At 68.6% G+C, this 17,568-nt stretch carries 19 protein-coding genes and 1 pseudogene; 10 read left to right on the top strand and 10 right to left on the bottom strand.

Features of this window, described 5'->3' with window-relative positions; all coding sequences use genetic code 11:
* The first annotated feature begins 117 nt into the window (after positions 1–117).
* On the top strand, positions 118–669 hold the full coding sequence (locus tag OP79_RS28920; RefSeq protein WP_033324265.1) for a hypothetical protein: 552 nt from the start codon (positions 118–120) through the stop codon (positions 667–669).
* A gap of 82 nt (positions 670–751) precedes the next feature.
* Here the strand turns inward: OP79_RS28920 and OP79_RS52240 are convergent, their stop codons facing one another.
* Together OP79_RS52240 and OP79_RS55425 are read right to left on the bottom strand one after the other, a co-directional pair.
* The gene (locus tag OP79_RS52240) at positions 752–916 is read right to left on the bottom strand and encodes a hypothetical protein (RefSeq protein WP_245685479.1); all 165 of its coding nucleotides are present in this window, start codon (positions 914–916) and stop codon (positions 752–754) included.
* A 224-nt stretch (positions 917–1,140) separates the two neighbouring features.
* Positions 1,141–1,308: a hypothetical protein gene (locus OP79_RS55425; protein WP_157857378.1), complete on the bottom strand. Its 168-nt coding sequence runs from the start codon at positions 1,306–1,308 to the stop codon at positions 1,141–1,143.
* A 1,110-nt stretch (positions 1,309–2,418) separates the two neighbouring features.
* Here OP79_RS55425 and OP79_RS28910 point away from each other — a divergent pair.
* The 6 genes and pseudogenes from OP79_RS28910 to OP79_RS28890 all read left to right on the top strand — a co-directional run bounded on the left by OP79_RS28910 (position 2,419) and on the right by OP79_RS28890 (position 6,223).
* A complete protein-coding gene (locus tag OP79_RS28910; protein ID WP_078492065.1) occupies positions 2,419–3,792 on the top strand; it encodes a replication-relaxation family protein in 1,374 nt (457 codons plus the stop codon).
* 91 nt (positions 3,793–3,883) lie between these two features.
* Positions 3,884–4,156, top strand: a complete 273-nt coding sequence (locus tag OP79_RS28905; protein ID WP_033324263.1) for a hypothetical protein — start codon at positions 3,884–3,886, stop codon at positions 4,154–4,156.
* Between the two features lie 72 nt (positions 4,157–4,228).
* A complete protein-coding gene (locus tag OP79_RS57245; RefSeq protein ID WP_245685484.1) occupies positions 4,229–4,339 on the top strand; it encodes a DUF6207 family protein in 111 nt (36 codons plus the stop codon).
* Between the two features lie 122 nt (positions 4,340–4,461).
* The gene (locus OP79_RS28900; protein WP_033324262.1) at positions 4,462–4,977 is read left to right on the top strand and encodes a hypothetical protein; all 516 of its coding nucleotides are present in this window, start codon (positions 4,462–4,464) and stop codon (positions 4,975–4,977) included.
* 45 nt (positions 4,978–5,022) lie between these two features.
* A pseudogene (locus OP79_RS28895) lies at positions 5,023–5,501 on the top strand (HAD family hydrolase); the annotation flags it as partial.
* A 65-nt stretch (positions 5,502–5,566) separates the two neighbouring features.
* Entirely contained in the window at positions 5,567–6,223 is a 657-nt protein-coding gene (locus tag OP79_RS28890; RefSeq protein WP_245685478.1) for an oxidoreductase, read from the top strand.
* Positions 6,224–6,912: 689 nt separating this feature from the next.
* Here OP79_RS28890 and OP79_RS28885 read toward each other — a convergent pair.
* The 7 genes from OP79_RS28885 to OP79_RS28860 form a co-directional block, all read right to left on the bottom strand.
* The gene (locus OP79_RS28885) at positions 6,913–7,734 is read right to left on the bottom strand and encodes a class I SAM-dependent methyltransferase (RefSeq protein WP_051744996.1); all 822 of its coding nucleotides are present in this window, start codon (positions 7,732–7,734) and stop codon (positions 6,913–6,915) included.
* Positions 7,735–7,871: 137 nt separating this feature from the next.
* Positions 7,872–9,182 (bottom strand): site-specific integrase, encoded by a 1,311-nt coding sequence (locus OP79_RS28880; protein WP_211270881.1) that lies wholly within the window; start codon positions 9,180–9,182, stop codon positions 7,872–7,874.
* Entirely contained in the window at positions 9,179–9,502 is a 324-nt protein-coding gene (locus OP79_RS28875) for a helix-turn-helix domain-containing protein (protein WP_033324260.1), read from the bottom strand. The genes OP79_RS28880 and OP79_RS28875 overlap by 4 nt, the downstream gene beginning before the upstream one ends.
* Positions 9,499–9,915 (bottom strand): tyrosine-type recombinase/integrase, encoded by a 417-nt coding sequence (locus OP79_RS57240; protein WP_245685477.1) that lies wholly within the window; start codon positions 9,913–9,915, stop codon positions 9,499–9,501. Before OP79_RS57240 ends, OP79_RS28875 begins: the two co-directional genes overlap by 4 nt.
* Positions 9,916–9,957: 42 nt before the next feature.
* On the bottom strand, positions 9,958–10,575 hold the full coding sequence (locus OP79_RS57235; RefSeq protein WP_245685476.1) for a site-specific integrase: 618 nt from the start codon (positions 10,573–10,575) through the stop codon (positions 9,958–9,960).
* A gap of 644 nt (positions 10,576–11,219) precedes the next feature.
* Entirely contained in the window at positions 11,220–12,338 is a 1,119-nt protein-coding gene (locus tag OP79_RS28865) for a fatty acid desaturase family protein (RefSeq protein WP_033324259.1), read from the bottom strand.
* A gap of 7 nt (positions 12,339–12,345) precedes the next feature.
* Positions 12,346–13,404, bottom strand: a complete 1,059-nt coding sequence (locus tag OP79_RS28860) for a ferredoxin reductase (RefSeq protein ID WP_033324258.1) — start codon at positions 13,402–13,404, stop codon at positions 12,346–12,348.
* Positions 13,405–13,490: 86 nt separating this feature from the next.
* Between OP79_RS28860 and OP79_RS28855 the strand changes: the two genes are divergently transcribed.
* Positions 13,491–14,630: a PucR family transcriptional regulator gene (locus tag OP79_RS28855; protein WP_033324257.1), complete on the top strand. Its 1,140-nt coding sequence runs from the start codon at positions 13,491–13,493 to the stop codon at positions 14,628–14,630.
* A gap of 102 nt (positions 14,631–14,732) precedes the next feature.
* Here the strand turns inward: OP79_RS28855 and OP79_RS49885 are convergent, their stop codons facing one another.
* On the bottom strand, positions 14,733–15,470 hold the full coding sequence (locus tag OP79_RS49885; RefSeq protein ID WP_106972499.1) for an IS6 family transposase: 738 nt from the start codon (positions 15,468–15,470) through the stop codon (positions 14,733–14,735).
* 72 nt (positions 15,471–15,542) lie between these two features.
* Between OP79_RS49885 and OP79_RS57230 the strand changes: the two genes are divergently transcribed.
* Together OP79_RS57230 and OP79_RS28840 are read left to right on the top strand one after the other, a co-directional pair.
* On the top strand, positions 15,543–16,088 hold the full coding sequence (locus OP79_RS57230) for a helix-turn-helix transcriptional regulator (RefSeq protein WP_078492068.1): 546 nt from the start codon (positions 15,543–15,545) through the stop codon (positions 16,086–16,088).
* Between the two features lie 198 nt (positions 16,089–16,286).
* Positions 16,287–17,564, top strand: a complete 1,278-nt coding sequence (locus OP79_RS28840) for a PucR family transcriptional regulator (protein ID WP_033324254.1) — start codon at positions 16,287–16,289, stop codon at positions 17,562–17,564.
* The last annotated feature ends 4 nt before the right edge of the window (positions 17,565–17,568 follow it).

Genomic DNA, 17,568 nt, shown 5'->3' with positions numbered 1-17,568 from the left:
GACAAACGCGACTACATCTTCAACGGCACCCTGACCGTCACGGCCGTCGTCATCTGGCTCCGAGACATCGTCCAAGAGCCATCAGAAACGCCCTAGCTGCGGGCCAGGATGCGCGGCATGAAGTCCGAATCCGTGGCCGCCCTCGTTTCCGCCGCCATCGCCCTGGGAGCCGCAGTAGTCGCCCTGCACGCAGCACGAGGCAACAGTGTCCGCGCGGCCTACGAACTCGCCCGTAGCCTCTACACAGAGCTCACGTCCAAGGACACCGCGACGCTCCGCAGCTCGCTCACGTTCTACCGTCTAGCCGAGACTCGCACCGCCGAAGACACGAGACGGATCATCGACGACTACTTCGCTCTCCTCTGGCAGTTCGAACGCATCCATGCCGGCCGCGAATCGCTCGTCGGCCAACGCCGCCTCAACGGGACCGGCCCCGCCGTCGACTACCTCGACAACATGATCAGGGGACACGTCAACGAATGGGCATCCCACTGGATCGACATCCGCACAAAGATCAAAGAACACGTGCCGAACCTCGAAGACCATCCACCGCTCAAGGAATTTTGCAAACTCGCCGAAAAGATCAACCCTGCCGGTACCCATGCACACGGAATACGCGCAGCACTCGCTGATGAACAGCAACGGCGCATCCAACGCGCAAGCAACTGAACAATCACGGCGCCCCCTAGAGATCCAGGGCGAGGGCGCTTCACATGCTGGGCTACCCGGCGTCCGGCCACTGCTCTTTGGACTAGGCTCTGAGCCCGTCTGCCGCTCCGCCCGCCGCGCATTCTCGTCCCGCAACGCCGGTCATCCGGCCGTCCGACAGCACGACCGAGCGGTGCTCGGCCGGCACCAGGTGCGCCAGCATGGTGACGTCCGGCTCCACCATCACCCAGTCATGATCCAGCGTCACCACCCGATCGTGCGGCAGAATATGACCTCCCCCAGCGCCACCGGCCGCATCGACATCCTTCCTCTACAGCAACGTCGGTCTCCAAGACCACAACCGGGCCTTGGAGACCGACGTCGCGCGGGCTCCAAATTAACCAACAGCATCCACGAACCTGGTCCAGGGAAAACGCGCCGCACCGATGCGCGCCCGCCGCGCGATACGCACTAGGTGCGCACCGCGGCGCGCTATTGGTGCGCACTGCCCGAGGGGTACGCCGCGCGGGCCCGCTCCAGGTGCTTGGTGCGCATCGTCTTCAGGGTATCGACGGTGTCCTCGCCTTCCTGCCGGAGGACGTTCTCGGTGAACCGGATGATGGTGTTGGCGATGTCCCAGATCGAGCTGGGGACGCACACGCGTCCACTCCTCCAGCGCGGCCAGCAGGACGCACCCGACCTCGTCCAGGGCGAAGGAGTCCGCGCACGGATCGGCATCGGGCGCCAGGTCTGCGACGGGGAGGATGATGTCCTCAGCCAGCCGCAGCAGGAGGACGGTCGGTGCCGGAACGGCGTTCGTTCGATCGATGACGGTGGCAAGGGCGTGCTCGCTGTGGTCCTGCATCGCCAGGAGGTATTCGAAGGCGAGCTCCACCTCTTCCGGGGTCAGCGGCGTGCGGGGCTGCTCCAGGTGCGGCATTCGGATCTCCTCAACAGGCTGGCCGCCGTGCCGATCACGGCGACTGACCTGATGCTCACGCCGTGCCCCTGTGGATAAAGTCCGGAGACTTCCCCCTGTCCCCAAACCGGGGCGAACTGGGGCTTCATGGGTTGAAGCGGGCCCTCTTGTCCAGCCTGGTCGGCCCGACCATGACCCCTTGTCGAGTCATGGTCGGGCCGACCACGCACCCCTTGTCCAAGTTGGCGCAGCCCGCCGCGGCCCGGCATTTCTCCTAGACCAGCCTCGCTACCGGCGGCCAACAGGTCGCGGACAAGGGGTGGGTGTTCACGATGGCCGCCACGCGCCCGCAGGAGGGGCATGCAGCGGCCACCGAGCCATCTGGGCGGCTCTCCCTCGCGCGGGCACGCCACCGGCCGTCACAGGGCCGGTGGAGGACGCCAACGCACAGGGGAGAGACCCGCGATGATGACCGACCGCAGGCGCCCGCCGTACCCTGACCGCGTCGCCGACCGGCGAGCCGCGCGCCCGGCGCCGGGAGGGCTGGTCGGCCGGGCAGGCCGCCGCATTCTCCTGCCGTCGGCGCTTGCGATCCCACTGCCGTACCCACTTCCGTGCCCGGCACGAGCGCTGACCGCATTTCCCCAGACCATCGGGGCTTTTCGGGGCTTTGGCGCACCGTCACAACCCTCTTCTCTCCTCCTCTCACTGACCAAGCCCCGGGAAATAGGTGGGGGTGGGGTGTCAGTGGTGGAGGCGATCATCGGGTTCAGGGCGTGCCGGGTGCCCTCCGCGGCCGGGGGCCGGCGCCCGGCCGGTGGCCGGTCGCGACGCACGGGAGGGCACATCTGATGGCGGGCAAGCGCAAGACGAACGAGGCGGGATCGTCGACCGGCCTGCGCGCCGATGTGCTGCGCGCGCTCGGGGTGCTCAAGGCCGCGACGGCGGATCAGATCCAGCGGCTGTCCTCACCGCACCTGACCTACCGGCACACCCTCAAGGAGACGGCGGCCGAGCGGAAGGAGGCGCGCACCGCCTCCCATCGCGGCGCGCTCAACGATCTGCGACGGCACGGCCTGTCCGTCGACGGCGGCCGCACCCGAGGCGGGGAGGAGGTGCGCCTGCTCACCAAGGACGGGCTGGCCGCCGCCGCGATCGAGCTGGACCGGGGGCCGGAGGAGATGGGCGGCATGCCCAAGAGCGCGGGCCGCTCGGGTGCCTCGCACGCGATGACGGTCAACGAGACGGTCATCGCGATGATCCGCCCGAAGCCCGACCTTCACCTGGTGGCCGGTGAGCCGGCCGAAGCCATCGCTGCCGCCCAGGCCTGGGTCGACGCACCCGACGGGATCGGCACCATCACCTCCTACGCCACCGAAGTCGCCCTCCCGTCGACCGGCACCTGGAAGAACCCCGGCATCGGCAGCGCGTGGGCCGACATCGTCCTCACCGCCCCGGAGGCTGGGCTGCCGCTGTTGTTCATCGAGGCCGACAACTGCACCGAGGAAGCCCCGGTCATCGCGGCCAAGTTCGACAAGTACATGCGCCACTTCCACCGCACGGTGAAGGACACCGACGGCGAGGAGAAGCCGATGTGGCGCACCCGCTGGTCCGCGCCCGATCCCCGGTGGGGCGACGCGTCGCACCCGCCGGTCCTGCTCGTCTTCAACCAGACTGGCAAGCGGTCCGCGCCGCAGCAGATGGAGCGGGTCGCCGAACTCACCCGCGAGCACTGGCAGGGCGACTGGAACAGCTGGGGTGGCTTCCACTCCTATGACGGGAAGATGCCGATCGTGGCGACCACGCTGGAGCGGCTGCGCGAGCACGGCCCGGCCGGGCCCGCGTTCCGGCGCTTCGGCCGCGAGGACGACCAGAACCTCTGGGACGCGATCGGCAACCCCCGCCGCGACGCTGCCCTCGCGCGCCGTGCCGAAGATGCGCGGCGCCGCCAAGCGCAGGAGGCAGCCGAACGTGAGGCCCGGCGCCCCGTGTGCGAGGACTGCGGGCAGAAGTTCACCGACGACCGGTGGAAGGCCAGCATCAGGGTCGACTGGGGCCGCGGGGACAGCCACCCGCACCTGTGCGACGGCTGCAAGGCCCGGGCGCTAGAAGCGGAGCGGCAGGAGGAACAGGCCGAACGCGAGCGCCAGGAGCAGGAGCGCCAGGAGGCGGAGGCAGCGCAGGCCCCGAAGGATGGCGGCTGGCTCGGACGCTGGCGCACCTGACCCGGGCAAGCCACCCCGGCAGCGCGAGGACTTGCCCAAGCACCCCTTGGGCAAGCCCCCGTTGTCGGTGGCGGCTGCGAGGCTGACCCGTATGGACAGCGACGATGAGCAGCTGCTGCGCGGCCGGATCTACGGAGCCGACCACGACCACCCAGGCCCGAAGCCGGGACGGCGCTACGCCGAACTGGTGGGCGGGCCGCTGGACGGATTGCTGCTCGACATCACCGGCTGGAGGCCGGAGGAGATCGACGACGGTGTCTCCCTCCTCACGGAGCTCGGGCAGTTCGGGCCCAGGGGCCGGGCGCTGTACGACCCGCGCCCCGGCGACCCGACCCGCTGGGACTGGGTCGGCGACAGCCCCTGACCGCCTGCACTCGGTCGGGTGAAGACACCGCCGCTGCGGAACCCGCTCGGCAGGCCAGGCGTAGTGCCGTACATGGACCCCATCAACGAGGCGCACGTGAGTGAGCCGGGCCTGGTCGTCGTCGACGTTGCGGCCGGACAAGGAGAAGACCCTGGCGGATCGACGCGGCACTGGCGAAGCTGACGGCGTAACCGAGTGAGAGGGGCGGCGGTCGGCACGGCCGTCGCCCTTTGGCCACCCAACCGGCATGGCATGTTCATGAATGATCCACTCTCGGTGCCCACGCCCGCCTGGCGCTCGTAGCCATGACATCCCGAAGAGCTTCTCTGCGGCTGGTCGTCCCCGTCGGCCTCGCCTCTCTGGTGCTCGCTGCCGCCGGCACCCTGACGCCCGCGTCCGCTGCCACCAACTGGTCGTACATGAACGACTACGAGGGCAACTGCCTCGCCTCCTCGACCACAACCAGCAACGTCTGGTCGGCCACCTGCAACGACTCTCTCAGTACGCGGACCTGGCACTGGGGTGCGACCTCCTACTCTCTCGGCGGGCACACGTGGCGCCGGCTGGTCAGCAATGCCAATGGCGACTGCCTCAGCACGGCGTTCAACAGTTCGGCGTTGGCGAACCCCGTCTGGACGAGCCCCTGCGGCCGCGACGTGGAGCAGTTCTGGACCGGCGACGGAAACCGGCTCCAGAGTGCCGACGACACTTTCCTGCGCACTTCCGGAAACGGCGACGCCGTCTACGCCGACTACTACAGCGTGGTGAGCAGCCACGGCATCGAGCCGGAGCGGTTCGTCTGGTGGGGCGCGCACGACTGAGACGTTCCACGGACGCGGCCCCGGGGACCGGGTTACCGTCGCACCATGAGCATTCGCGCAGTGGTCTGGGAGTCGACGACACCCTCTTCGACTACACCGCGGCGGACCGCGCCGGCATGCTCGGACATCTCGCGGCCGAGGGCCTGCTCGACGGCTACGACAGCGTCGAGCAGGCCCTCGCGCGGTGGCGGGAGGTCACCGACGCGCAGTGGGCGCGGTTCGCAGCGGGCGAGGTGTCCTTCGAGGGGCAGCGCCGGGACCGGGTGCGGGTCTTCCTGGGCCAGGAGCTGAGCGACCCCGAGGCCGACGCGTGGTTCCGGCGTTACATGGCGCACTACGAGGCCGCCTGGGCCCTCTTTCCCGACGTCCTGCCCGCCCTCGCCGCCAGCCACCGACACGCCGTGCTGTCCAACTCGAGTCTCCACGTCCAGGACCGCAGGCTGCGGGTGCTCGGCGTGCACGACCGCTTCGAGGCCATCCTGTGTGCCGCCGTGCTCGGCATCTCGAAATCCTCGCCCCCAGCGCGATCGCCATCGACAATAAGACGTTCACCGAGAAGGGCGAGCAGCCCTTCCCCGTACCGGAAGCGATGACCACCGCAGAGATCCGGGCAGCCCTGGAGGACTTCGTCGCCGCGGCCCGCCGGGCCATCGAGGCGGGAGCGGACGGCGTGGAGATCCACGGCGCCAACGGCTACCTGCTCCAGGAGTTCCTCTCCCCGGTGGCCAACCAGCGCACCGACGAGTACGGCGGCTCGCCGCAGAACCGCGCCCGCTTCGTCGTCGAGGTCGTCACGGCGGTCGCCCAGGCCGTCGGTGCCGAGCGGGTCGGGCTGCGGATCTCGCCGGAGGTCGACCTCGGGGACGTCTTCGAGACCGACCGGGACGACGTCCTGGCCACCTACGGCACCCTGGTGGACCAACTGCGCTCGCTGGGCCTGGCCTACCTCTCCGTCCTGCACACCGAGCCGGGCGGCGAGCTGGTCCAGGAGCTGCGGCGGCACTTCGACGGCAAGCTGCTCGTCAACAACGGCCCCTTCGGGGGGCAGACCACCCGCGAGCAGGCGCTCCAGCAGATCGAGGCCGACCACGCCGACGCCGTGGTCGTGGGCCGGGCCCTCATCGCCAACCCTGACCTGGTCGAGCGCTGGCAGGGTGGCCACCCGGAGAACGAGCCGCGGCCGGAACTGTTCTACGGGGTGGGCGCCGAGGGCTACACCGACTACCCCTTCCTCGAAGCGGCTTGAGGCCCACGGTCACGCCTGTCCATGCGGCAGCCCCACTCACACATGGACAGGCGCCCGACCGGCGACACTGTGCCCGCCCCTTTGAGCCCGCGGTCACACCGGCGATCACCGGCTCGAAGACCGTCGGGTCCGTCAGGGCGTTGAGGGTCCGCAGGTTCCTGGTCAGCAGCCTGCGTTCGGTGACCTCGGCGAGCACATCGCTCTCGTGCGTGGCCACCGCAGCGGCCTTCGGCCACAGCTGACGCCTATGACAGTTTTCCGGCGGCGGCCCATCCACCAGGTCCGCCTTCCGTAGGGGAATCAGTCCTTCGCCGATATCCGTCCCCGCTGTACACCGGCGCCCATACCGTCCGGCCCGAACGCTGGGAACGGGGGTGACGAAAGGGGCTGTCGGTGGGGCGGGGATCTGGACGGGGTGGTGGACTACTTCACCCTGCCCTGCGACGAGGCGGGCTGGTTACGGAACAAAGGCGGCGCCACCAGGCTGGGCTTCGCCGTCCAGCTGAAATTTTGCGGCGGCGACCTCGGAGGCGGTTCACGAGTTACTTGGCACCTGATTCGCCGCTCGTTAACGGCTCGTCGGCCGTGAGTTCAGCGTGACTGAGGTGCTTTCACTGGGAACCCACGGCGTCTTTGGCAGGCAGGCATGGAAGTGCGGTGGGTCCGTTGCCGCTGAATCGGCAGGTCCTTCACCACTGGGCTCGCTCGGCGCGCTGTCCGACGCGGAGGACGCTCAGGTAACGGCGGGATGCTCGGTCGCCCATCCGCGTGCGGATGCGCTCGGCGATTGCGTCGAGCAGGGGCTCACGGACGTCGCGGTCGAGCCTCCGGTACAGCGACAACGAGCGAAGGTGATCGGCAAAGCCGTCCCCGTTGAACCACTGAACGGTCGGGTACCAGCACACGATCGTTGGGCCGAACAATCCTCCGGGGTCGTCGACCAGGCCCCAGCCCTCGTCGGTGGTGCGCACGTCGTCCTCCAGGGAAGGATGACCCCATTCGGGGTTCCCGGGGCAGAACCGCTCGTGGAGATCGGCGGTCTCGGCGTACACCTCCGGCTCTCCCACTCGGCGGACAACGACGTTGCCGAGCAGTGCCATCCAGCCTGCGGGATGGAGCACGTCGTGCGCCCGCTGCCAGCCGATCGAGGGGTCGACCCAGTGCCACGACGACGCAGCCACAAGGACATCGAAGCGTCGACCGCGGTCGTCCCACTCCTCAAACATCGACGTCTCGACTTCGACGTTGCCGAAGGTGGCGATCCGCTGGCGAGCGAGTGCGGCCATGTCCGCGCCCGGCTCGATGGCGGTCACTGAGCACCCGAGCGTTGCCAGCGAGCGCGTCGCCTGGCCGGTACCGCAGCCCACCTCCAGCACCGACGACCTTTCGTCCATGCCGGTGATGGTGACAAGGTCCGCGAACAGCTCGTCAGGGTATCCCGGCCGGACCCGGTCGTAGAGCTCGGGCACTTCGTTGAACACTCGGCCGAGGTCCTGTCGATTCGGGCGCATCTGCGGATCATCAGTCACGAGCGCACAAGCTATGAGGCGCGTCCACGGGGCGCCACTGGTTTAACGGCAGCTCCTCGACAGAAGCCGTGCCGGTCTTTTCTGTCTGCTCCGCCAGCACCGTTCGGCCGGGGATCCCTTCACGGGCAGCCGTCAAGAGCGCCCGCTCTCCCTTCCGACCGCATCTCGGCGGTCTGCTCGATCTGGTCGTCGAGCAGGTTTTGGGCGATGGCCGCGTAGCGGCTCGCGGCGGTGTGGGACAGGTTGAAGACCAGGGCGAGATGCAGTGGGTCGGTGCCGGCGGTCAGTGCCTCGTGAAGTACCCGGTCGCCGCGGATGCGTTCGAGGTAAACGCCCTGGTGCAGCAGGTGCCGTTTAAGGTATTCGGGGCTGACGGGCCCGGTTCCCAGGGCTGTCTTCGCGTTGATCAGGACGTGCCGGTTGGGGGTCTTTGGCCAGGTGGCCCGGCGCTGGTCGAGCCAGGCCAGCAGGGTCTGGTGGGGCAGTTCGCCGAGCCGTTGGCCATGTCCGGCGATGGTGATCCTGCGGTTGGGCAGGTCGAGGTCGTCCAAGGTGAGGCGACGGATGGCCGTAGCGCGGGCCGCGTGGACGGCAGCCAGGGCGACGATCAGCCGTTGCGCCGGGGTGACGGCGATCCGCTGGACGGCGAGCACTTCGTCGTCGGTCATCGGCAGCAGGCTGCGTGGGATGTCCTCCGTCCTGAGCCGGGTGGTGGGGTTGGCGAAGATCAGGCCGCGCTTCTTGGCGAAGCGGAACAATGAGCGCAGTGCCGCGATGGCGTTGCGACGCTGCCATCCACGCAGGGGTGACAGCGCGACCGTGACGTCGGCGGCGGTGATTTCGCGCAGGTGATCACGGGTCGTCGCCCAGTTCTCCAACAGGGGGCGGACACAGCCGAAGTAGACGTAGAGACAGGTGCGGGACCGGGGTTTGGCGCGCCTGTCACCGTCGAGGAGGACCAGCAGCCAGGCGCGGACGTCGCCGGCGAATCCGGCGGGCAGTTCGCCGGTGCGGTCGTCGATCCAGGAGCGGATCGACGAGGCGCTGTCATCTTCCAGAAGGTCCAGGTCGGCGAGGACTTCGGCGACCCGAAAACTGGAAGCGTGTCGAGGTATTCGCGTGCGGATTTCGGTGAGCTTCACGGGCTTGCCGGGCGGGTGGTGCTCCAGCACCGCCGTCAGGCCGTCCATCGCGCACCGCACGAGCGACGGCGACCATCCGTTGGCCTCGCCGAGTTGTTCGGCGTGGGCCGAGGCCGACCGGAGCGCGAGGTTGTCCGAGGTCAAGGCGGGGTGCTGCCAGCGTGGCGGGGGTGGGACGCCCGCCTTGCGTCGGTAGTAGGAGGCCAAGCCCCGGCACTTGTTGTCGCAGTACGCCCGGTCCCGCCGGGAGCCCTCGGGCAGCAGCTTGCCGCAGTGCACGTAGTTCATCGAGGGGGCAGAGACCTGCCTGTGTGAGGACGTGGGGCGACGGCGCGCGGCTGGCCCACCGCAGTGGCCTGCGAGTCGGTCGCCAACGTCGGCTCCGGCACCCGCTCCGGCTCGGACAGCAGCAGTTCCTCGACGCCGCAGCCGAGCACCGCGCAGATGACGTCGAGCTCATCGAGCTTGACGGTGTTCGGCTGACCGGACCACAGCCCCGACATCTTCCCCGCGCTGATCACGACGCCACGCTCGGCGAGCATCCGCTGGAGTTCGCTGGCCTTCCAGATGCCGCGGTTGGCGGCCGCCAGACGAAGGTTCCACTTCACTGGGCCAGTCCCTTCCATCGCCCGGTTGCGCGCTGTTGTCCGGCGACCCAGGCGTCTTCGACATGGGTGCCGTGGACGTGGATATACCGGGCCGTGGTACCGGTCCAGGCATGTCCGAGTAGTTCCTGGATGGCGAACAAGGTCATGCCGGCGAGATAGAGCTGGGAGGCGCAGAAGTGCCGGAGCACGTGCGGGGTGAGCTTCCCGGCCCAGGTCGGCAGGTGCTGGGCGGCGGCATCAGCCAGCGACCGGCGGAAGACGTCGGCGGTCGCCCGCGAGCAGGAACCGTCCTGGTTCTTGCGCTCGGAGGGGAACAGCGGGGCGCCCGGCCGGGTGTGGTCGGCGTCGAAGTGGCCCCATACGTCCTCGATGAACCACCGCAGGTTCCGGTCGGCACCGTTGATCAGCGGCACCAGCCGCGGCTTCGGCCCGCGTCTGCGGGCACCTTTGCCGTGTCAGACGTTGAGCTTGCCGAAGCTGCCCAGCTCCCACCGGACGTCGTCCAGGTCGAGCATCCGTGCCTCGTTGATCCGCAGCCCCACGTCCGCCGCCAGCCGGGCCACCGCGTAATTGCGGGCGGCCGGGCCGAATTTGCGGCAGGTCACCAGCTCCTCACGCCACCCGGCGAACAGCGCCTCGATCTCCGCTTCACTGGGCGGGATCCGCAGCTGCGGTTCCACCGAGGCCCGCGGCCGGTTCATCTCGTCCAACGGGCACTCGACCACGCGGCCGGTGAGGTTGTGCAGCTCGACCTTGTGCCGCAGCTCAAGGAACTGGAAGAACACCGCCAGCGCACCCGCCCGACCGGTCCGGGTCGAGGGTTTGGCGTCGCGCAGCACCTTGCCGAAATAGACGTCGGCGTCGGAGGGCTCCATCTCCCACAGCTGACGGCCGAACCAGTCCCGGATCAGCTCCAGGTGGTTGGTGTCGCTGCGAATCGTGCCGTCGACCAGACCGGCCGAAGCCCTGGCTAGAACGAACCCCGCCAGCACATCGGTCTCGAACGCGGCGAGCTCCTCCTCGCCCGCCGGCGCCCGGTACTCACGCAGATCGCGTACTACGGCCAGAGCCAACCCACGCCTCCACGACTTCACCCAGACTGAAGGAATCCCGACAGGGATGAGGGTTGCGCACTACGGGCGAGGTTGGGTCAGAACGGGCTTCGCTCACCCGGACGAGGTACCAGGTCCAGGTCCTGGCACTCTCAGTGGTGCCAGGAGCTGGGGGACGAACGCGGAACTCGGGGACTATTGCTCACCCAACCAACGTCACCACTGGTCCAGGGCCCTTCACGCCGGAGGGCCCTGAGCCATGCCCGCAGTGGACAACGGACAGAACGAAACCCCATCCATAATTTCGGCTCATCCGCCCACCCCGGCAGCAGCGCAGGGTCGGACACAGGGGCGGCGAGCATCGGTTCCGGCAGTGTCCGCGTCACAGTCCATACCTTCCACCCAGCCCGCCCGTCGGCAAACCGAGTGCGCATACGCACCCGACTACCGGCCCGACCATGGCAGGTCAGCGCACTACGACACCTCGCCGGGGGCTGTGTGCTGAGCTCCTGGCGCACGTCCAGGTAGCAGCGCAGCCGGACACTGGCTGCCCCGGATCCTGTGTCGTACGGTCTGACGTCGCGGTCGCCCACTGTCCGTAACGGATCTCACCGAACCCGGCGGTGCCGCCGGTACGGCCGAGAGTTCTGAACCAATACCGGGAATCAGGCGGCGACGAGCTCCTGCTCGCGGTCCGGCGTTTTGACCTTGGGCTTCTTGTTCGGCAGCGAGAGCCGGAAGACCTTGTGCCACGCGGAGAACACCTGCTTGGGCAGCGGGCCGGTGACGTACTCCAGCTCGTACTTCTCGAACAGCGCGCGCACCTTCACCGCGACCTCGGCGTACCGGTTGCTCGGCAGGTCCGGGAACAGGTGGTGCTCGATCTGGTGCGACAGGTTGCCGGTCATGAAGTGCAGGGCCTTGCTGCCGCTGATGTTCGCCGAGCCCATCATCTGGCGCAGGTACCACTGGCCGCGCGTCTCGCCCTTGATCGAGTGGCGCTCGAAGACCTGTACGCCCTCGGGGAAGTGCCCGCACATGATCACCGAGTGGGTCCAGACGTTGCGGACCAGGTTCGCGGTGAACGTGGCGGCGAGCGTGGGGAGGAACGACGGGCCCGACAGCAGCGGGTGGATCACGTAGTCCTTGAGAACCTGCTTGCGGATCTTGCGGCCCACGGCCTTGGCCCGCGCGCGGAACTCCGGGTTCTTGCGGCGGCGCTTGTTCAGGTTCTTGCCGAGCTCCAGGTCGTACGCCGCGATGCCGTACTCGAAGAAGCAGGCGTTGAGGAAGTTCCACAGCGGCTGGCCGAGGTGGAAGGGGTGCCATTTCTGGTCCTCGTCGACGCGCATGATGCCGTAGCCGAGGTCGTTGTCCTTGCCGATCACGTTGGTGTACGTGTGGTGCAGTTCGTTGTGCGAGTGCTTCCACTGCTCGGACGGCGAGACGTGGTCCCACTCCCAGGTGGTGGAGTGGATCTTCGGGTCCCGCATCCAGTCCCACTGGCCGTGCAGGATGTTGTGGCCGATCTCCATGTTGTCCATGATCTTCGCCACGGACAGCCCGGCGGTGCCGAGCAGCCACGCGGGCGGGAAGATCGAGAACAGCAGCACGCCCCTGCTGACCAGCTCGAGCTTGCGCTGCGCCGAGATGACCTTGCGGATGTAGGCGGCGTCTTTCTCGCCGCGGTCGGCGATCACCTCGTCGCGGATCGCGTCCAGCTCGCGGCCGAGCTCCTCGATCTGCTCCGCGGTCAGGTGGGCGGTGGGGTCGATGGCGGTCAAGGTGCTCCTACCGTTCGATGTCACAGGGGCCCGCCGCGGCGGACACGCAGGTCTGGATGAGGACGCCCGGCTCGGCCTCGGTGATCTCGCCGGTGCGCAGGTCGCGGACGGCGCCCGCCTTGAGTGGCGTGACGCAGCCGAAGCAGATGCCCATGCGGCACCCGGAGGGCATGAGCACGCCGGCCTCCTCGCCGATGTCCAGCAACGGCGTGGCACCGTCCGCGTCGACGGTCTTGCCGGTGGCGCTGAACGTGACCTCACCGCCGCCGTCGCTTGCGACGACGATGCTCGGGCGGAAGCGTTCGGTGTGCAGGCGCTCTTGGACGCCGTGCTCGCTCCAGTGCTCTTCGACGGCGTCGAGCAGGCCCGCGGGCCCGCAGGCCCAGGTCTCGCGCTCGGCCCAGTCGGGCACGAGTTCGTCGAGACGGGCGATGTCGAGCATGCCGTCCGTGTCGGTGTGCACCTCGGTGAGCCGCAGCTTCTTGTCCGCGACCAGGTCGTGCAGTTCGTTGCGGAAGATCACGTCTTGCGGCTGTGGCGCGCAGTGGACCATGACGACGTCGTCGAACTCGATGTCGCGCAGCATGCCCATCACGGGCGTGATGCCGCTGCCGGCCGTCAGGTAGAGCACCTTGGCGGGCTTGGCCTGCGGCAGCACGAAGTCACCGGTCGGCTGGTCGAGCTGGATCAGCGTGCCCGGTTTCGCCCTGCGGACCAGGTGGTTGCTGACCTTGCCGTCCGGGATCGCCTTCACGGTGATCGTGACGCGGCCGTCCTGGCGGTTTGTCGGCGAGGTGATGGAGTAGGCACGCCACAGGCGCACCCCGTCGACGTCGACCCCGATCCGCACGTACTGACCGGCTGTGTGGCCGCGCCAGCCCCGTCCCGGCCTGATCACGATCGTCGCGGCGTCACCCGTCTCGGGGTGCACGGCCTCGATGCGCCCACGCAGGTCAGCGCCCGCACGCAGCGGGCTGACCAGGTCGAGGTAGTCCGACGGCAGCAGCGGCGTCGTGACCATCTCCAGCAGTTTCCACGCCCTGCTGCGGAGGGCTGTACTCGTCATGACTCCAGCTTGCTGTGCCTCAAGGCGTAAAGTCCTGACCGCAGGACGTAAATCTGGTCGGCTGAATTGTTCGCAGGGAACAAAACGTGAGCCATGCAATCCGGAGGGCCAGCGAACTGGCCCTGGATGAGACGACGGTCACCGCACTTCGGGCCGCGCTGAAGACCACCGCCGACGAGGTCGTCCAGGCGATCATCGACGAGGTCCCTCCCTACGCCAACGCCCTTTCGGGCCGCATGGGCGCCACCATCCGCCGAGCCGTCCGCACCGCCCTGGGGCACTACCTGGACCTCGCGAGCGGGAACGCCACAGGCGGCGACGCCGGTGACGCAGCCTACGAGCTGGGCCGCGGCGAGGTGCGCGACGGCCGTTCGATGGACGCCCTGCTCAGCGCCTACCGCGTCGGCGCCCGCGTGGCCTGGCGATGCCTGGCAGCGGGTGCCGTACCCGCAGGTCTGCCCGCCGCCGATGTCGCCAAGTTCGCCGAGCTGACCTTCGCCTACATCGACGAGCTCTCCGCCGCGAGCGCCGCGGGCCACGCCGACGAACTGGCCGCCCGGGGCAGGGCCCACGAGCGCCACCTGGAACACCTGGCCCGCGACCTCCTCGCCGACGCGAGCCCGGACGTGCTGCTGGCCTCTGTTCAACGGGCCGGGTGGCAGCCTCCGGTTTCGCTGACCGCGGTCCTGCTGCCCGCCGCCCAGGCCCGGCCTGCCTACCGCGCGCTCGACCCGAGCACCCTCGTCCTCGACGATCTGCCGGATGCCACCGGTGTGCTGCTCGTTCCCGATGCCGACCGAGCACATCTCTTGCGGCAGCTGACCGACCGCACCGCCGTGGTCGGCCCGGCCCGGCCATGGACTCGTGCGTCCGCCTCGTACGCACGAGCCGTACGCGCGCGCTCCCTCTCCTCTGATATTCGCGACACCGAGGACCACCTGCCCGAGCTGGTGCTGAGCGCCGACGTGGACGCGTTCGCAGACCTGCGTGCCCGAGCCCTCGCACCGTTGCGGACCTTGCCTGTCGCGACCGCACGGCGGCTGGAGGAGACGTTGCGGGCGTGGCTGCTGCACCAGGGCAGGCGGGACGAGGTGGCGGCGGCGTTGTTCGTCCATCCCCAGACAGTCCGGTACCGGATGTCGCAGCTGCGGGAGCTGTTTCCGGATCTCGCATCGCCACACCGGGTCCTTGAACTGACGCTGGCGGTCGGTCTTCGGGTCAGCTGACGTGTACTTCGACCGTCCACGACCGGGCGTTGTCACGTTGTTGGGTGCGGGGTTGTCTGACGGTGTGCCGGGGCGTGGTGGAGTCGGGTTCCGGTTGTGTGTTCACGGCGCGGTGGGCTGGCCGGCAATGCCGGTGATCTGCTCCCAGATCGCGAAGCGGACGGCCGTCTCGGCTCGATGGCCGGATGCGGGGATCAGATGACGGCGGGGGGCGGAAGTGGGGCGAGATGCCACTGAACGCGGACAGGACCGCTGTGCTGCGCCCACGGAGCGGAAGCCTTTCATCGCCCGTTCGCGCTGCCGGGTGGGCTGATGGCTGTTCTCGGCCCGGTTGTTCAGGTACCTCGACTGCCGGTGCCCGACGGAGGGCATGACCTCGCGGTGGGCCGCGCCGTAGGAGCGGAGCCTGTCGGTGACGACCACCCGCGGCACCGCACCCGTCTTCTTCAGCAGGCGGCGAAAGAAGCGCCTGGCCGCAGCCTTGTCCCGCCGGTCCTGCACGAGGATGTCCAGCACCATGCCGTCCTGGTCGACCGCCCGCCACAGGTACTTCCGTTCCCCGTTGATCTTGATGAAGACCTCGTCCAGGTGCCACTGGTCACCAGGCCGGGGCTGCCTGCGCCGCAGCGCGCTGGCGTAGGCCTGCCCGAACTTCACACACCAGCGGCGCACCGTCTCGTAGGAGACGACGATCCCGCGCTCGAGCATGAGCTCCTCGACCTCGCGGAAGCTGAGCGGGAAGCGGAAGTACAGCCACACACAATGGGAGATGACCTCAACCGGGTACCGGTGCCCCTTGTACGACGGCGACGCACTCTCCACGAACCACCCCTCCAGCATGATCAACCCGGAGATCGTCCCACCCGGTCAGCCAACGTGACAGCGCCCCTACCGGTCCGCCCCGTGGTGACCATGCTCACCGACTCCCTGGCCGCCGTGGTCGATGGCCTGCGACCAAGTGACACGGGCGACCAGCCGTCCGAACCGGGCGACGGCGTCTGGGCCATGACCGTTCCCGATTCCCCAGGTGCGCCGTGCGTGTCCGTCAACGGCGGGCTGCTATGGCGTCCTGGGGCCGACGGGGTCTTGCTGAGCGATCTCATCCGCACCATGGCACGGTCTCGGCCGTTGCCGACGACGATCCTCGTGATCCACGGGCAGCAACTGCTCGAAGTGCGTCTGACACGGTCCGGCACCGCGACCCAAGCCCTTTGTCGGCCATGCGCTCGTCCCGGCGGACTGTCTCTCCGTGAACTCCAGGTCATGGCCGAACTGACCCGCGGTCGCACGAACCGCGAGATCGCCGGCAACCTGTCGATCGCAGTGCGCACGGTCGCCACGCACGTCGAGCACATCTTCGCCAAACTGGACCTTCCCAATCGCGCCGCAGCAGCCGCCCGAGCGGCCGCTTGGGGGCTTGAACCGATCCAGGGGCACAGCAACAAAAGCACGCTTTGAACAAGTTCGGATGAGAGAGGAGCGAAGCGCGCGGGCTCATACCTGCGCCAGGGGGCGCACCAGGGCACTTCTCAAGGGTGAAGACTTCCCGCCAGGGACCGGCGCTCGAATCAGTCCGTCGTCCGCCGATACGAAGGCATGAGGCCATTCGCCCGGAATATGGACGGTATTTTTGTATCACAAGTACAATTTCCGCCCATGACGCCGGACAGTGTGCATCGATTCATCCGCAGCCTGGTCGGCGAGGAGAGCGACCTTCCAACCGAAGGTGCTGCGGCCGAGGCAGAGGGGGCACTTCCGGAGTCGGCGGCGGCGTGGGCGGCGGGGGTGAGCCGTCACCTCCTCGAGAAGACCCTGTCCACGATGTCCCCCGATGTGGCGAGCACGATGGCCGCGGTCCTGCCGGGCGTGGTCGAGCAGCGCATGGTGGGGCTGCTCCGCAGGCTGGACGGTGACACTGCTCAGCTGGGACTCGTTCCCGAGCACGTGGCATTCGTGCACCGGTTGGTGCACGACGGGCAGCCTTACAGCCACTTCCTCCTGGGGTTGCAGACGACGCGGCGCGACATCACCGACCAGGTGATCGAGCATCTGAACACGTACGAGCCTGAGCATGAGCGCCCAGCCCTCATGCGGTTCCTGATCCCGTCCATCGCGGCGTTCTTCGACGAGACCCTCGACGTGATGCTCAGTGAGTACCTGGCGGAGCGCGAGCGGATCAGGGCGCAGGAACTGTCGAACCGGCAGCGGATGATCTCCGCCCTCGTGTCGGGTCAGCCCGTCGCGAGCGAACACGCCCTCGACGTCCTCGGCGTAGACCTCGACCACCATCACCTGGCCCTGGTCCTGTCCCCGGTCGACAGCAGCGGACCGGCACTGGACGTCCACAGCAACATGGGCAGGACGGCCGCCGCCGTGGCGGACTCCCTCGGCGCCGGCCCGCCGCTGACCTTCCTTCCTGACTCCGCTCCGATGTGGTGCTGGATCAGCAGGCCCACACCGTTCCCCGACGACTGCACCGACGCCCTGTCATCCGTCTGCGCCCAGCGACTGGTGCACATCGCGGCGGGGGTACCGGCATCCGGAGCGGCAGGCTTCCGGCGCAGCCACCTCGCCGCGCTCGACGCGCACCGGGTGGCGAAGACCGCGGGTGACCGGGCGCTGACGACGTACCACGACGTCGGACTCGCCGCGCTCCTCAGCGCGGACCCGGAGCGGGCACGGTGGTTCGTGGACGAAGAACTGCGCGACCTCGCCGCAGAGGATCCGAAGACCGCCGACCTGCGCGCCACCGCCCTCGAGTACCTGAGAACGGGCCAGAACCTGCTCAGCACTGCCGCCGCCTTGCACGTCCACCGCAACACCGTCGTATACCGTCTGAAGAACATCGAACGCCTGCTCGGCGGAAGGCTTGAGGAACGGCCACTGGAGATCCATGCCGCCCTGGCTCTCATGGAGCGGATCGGAACGCTGTGATGGC

The sequence above is a fragment of the Streptomyces yerevanensis genome (assembly GCF_000716805.1).
GTDB classification, from domain to species: Bacteria; Actinomycetota; Actinomycetes; order Streptomycetales; family Streptomycetaceae; genus Streptomyces; species Streptomyces flaveus.
This window is presented reverse-complemented; position numbering and strand designations above follow the sequence as displayed.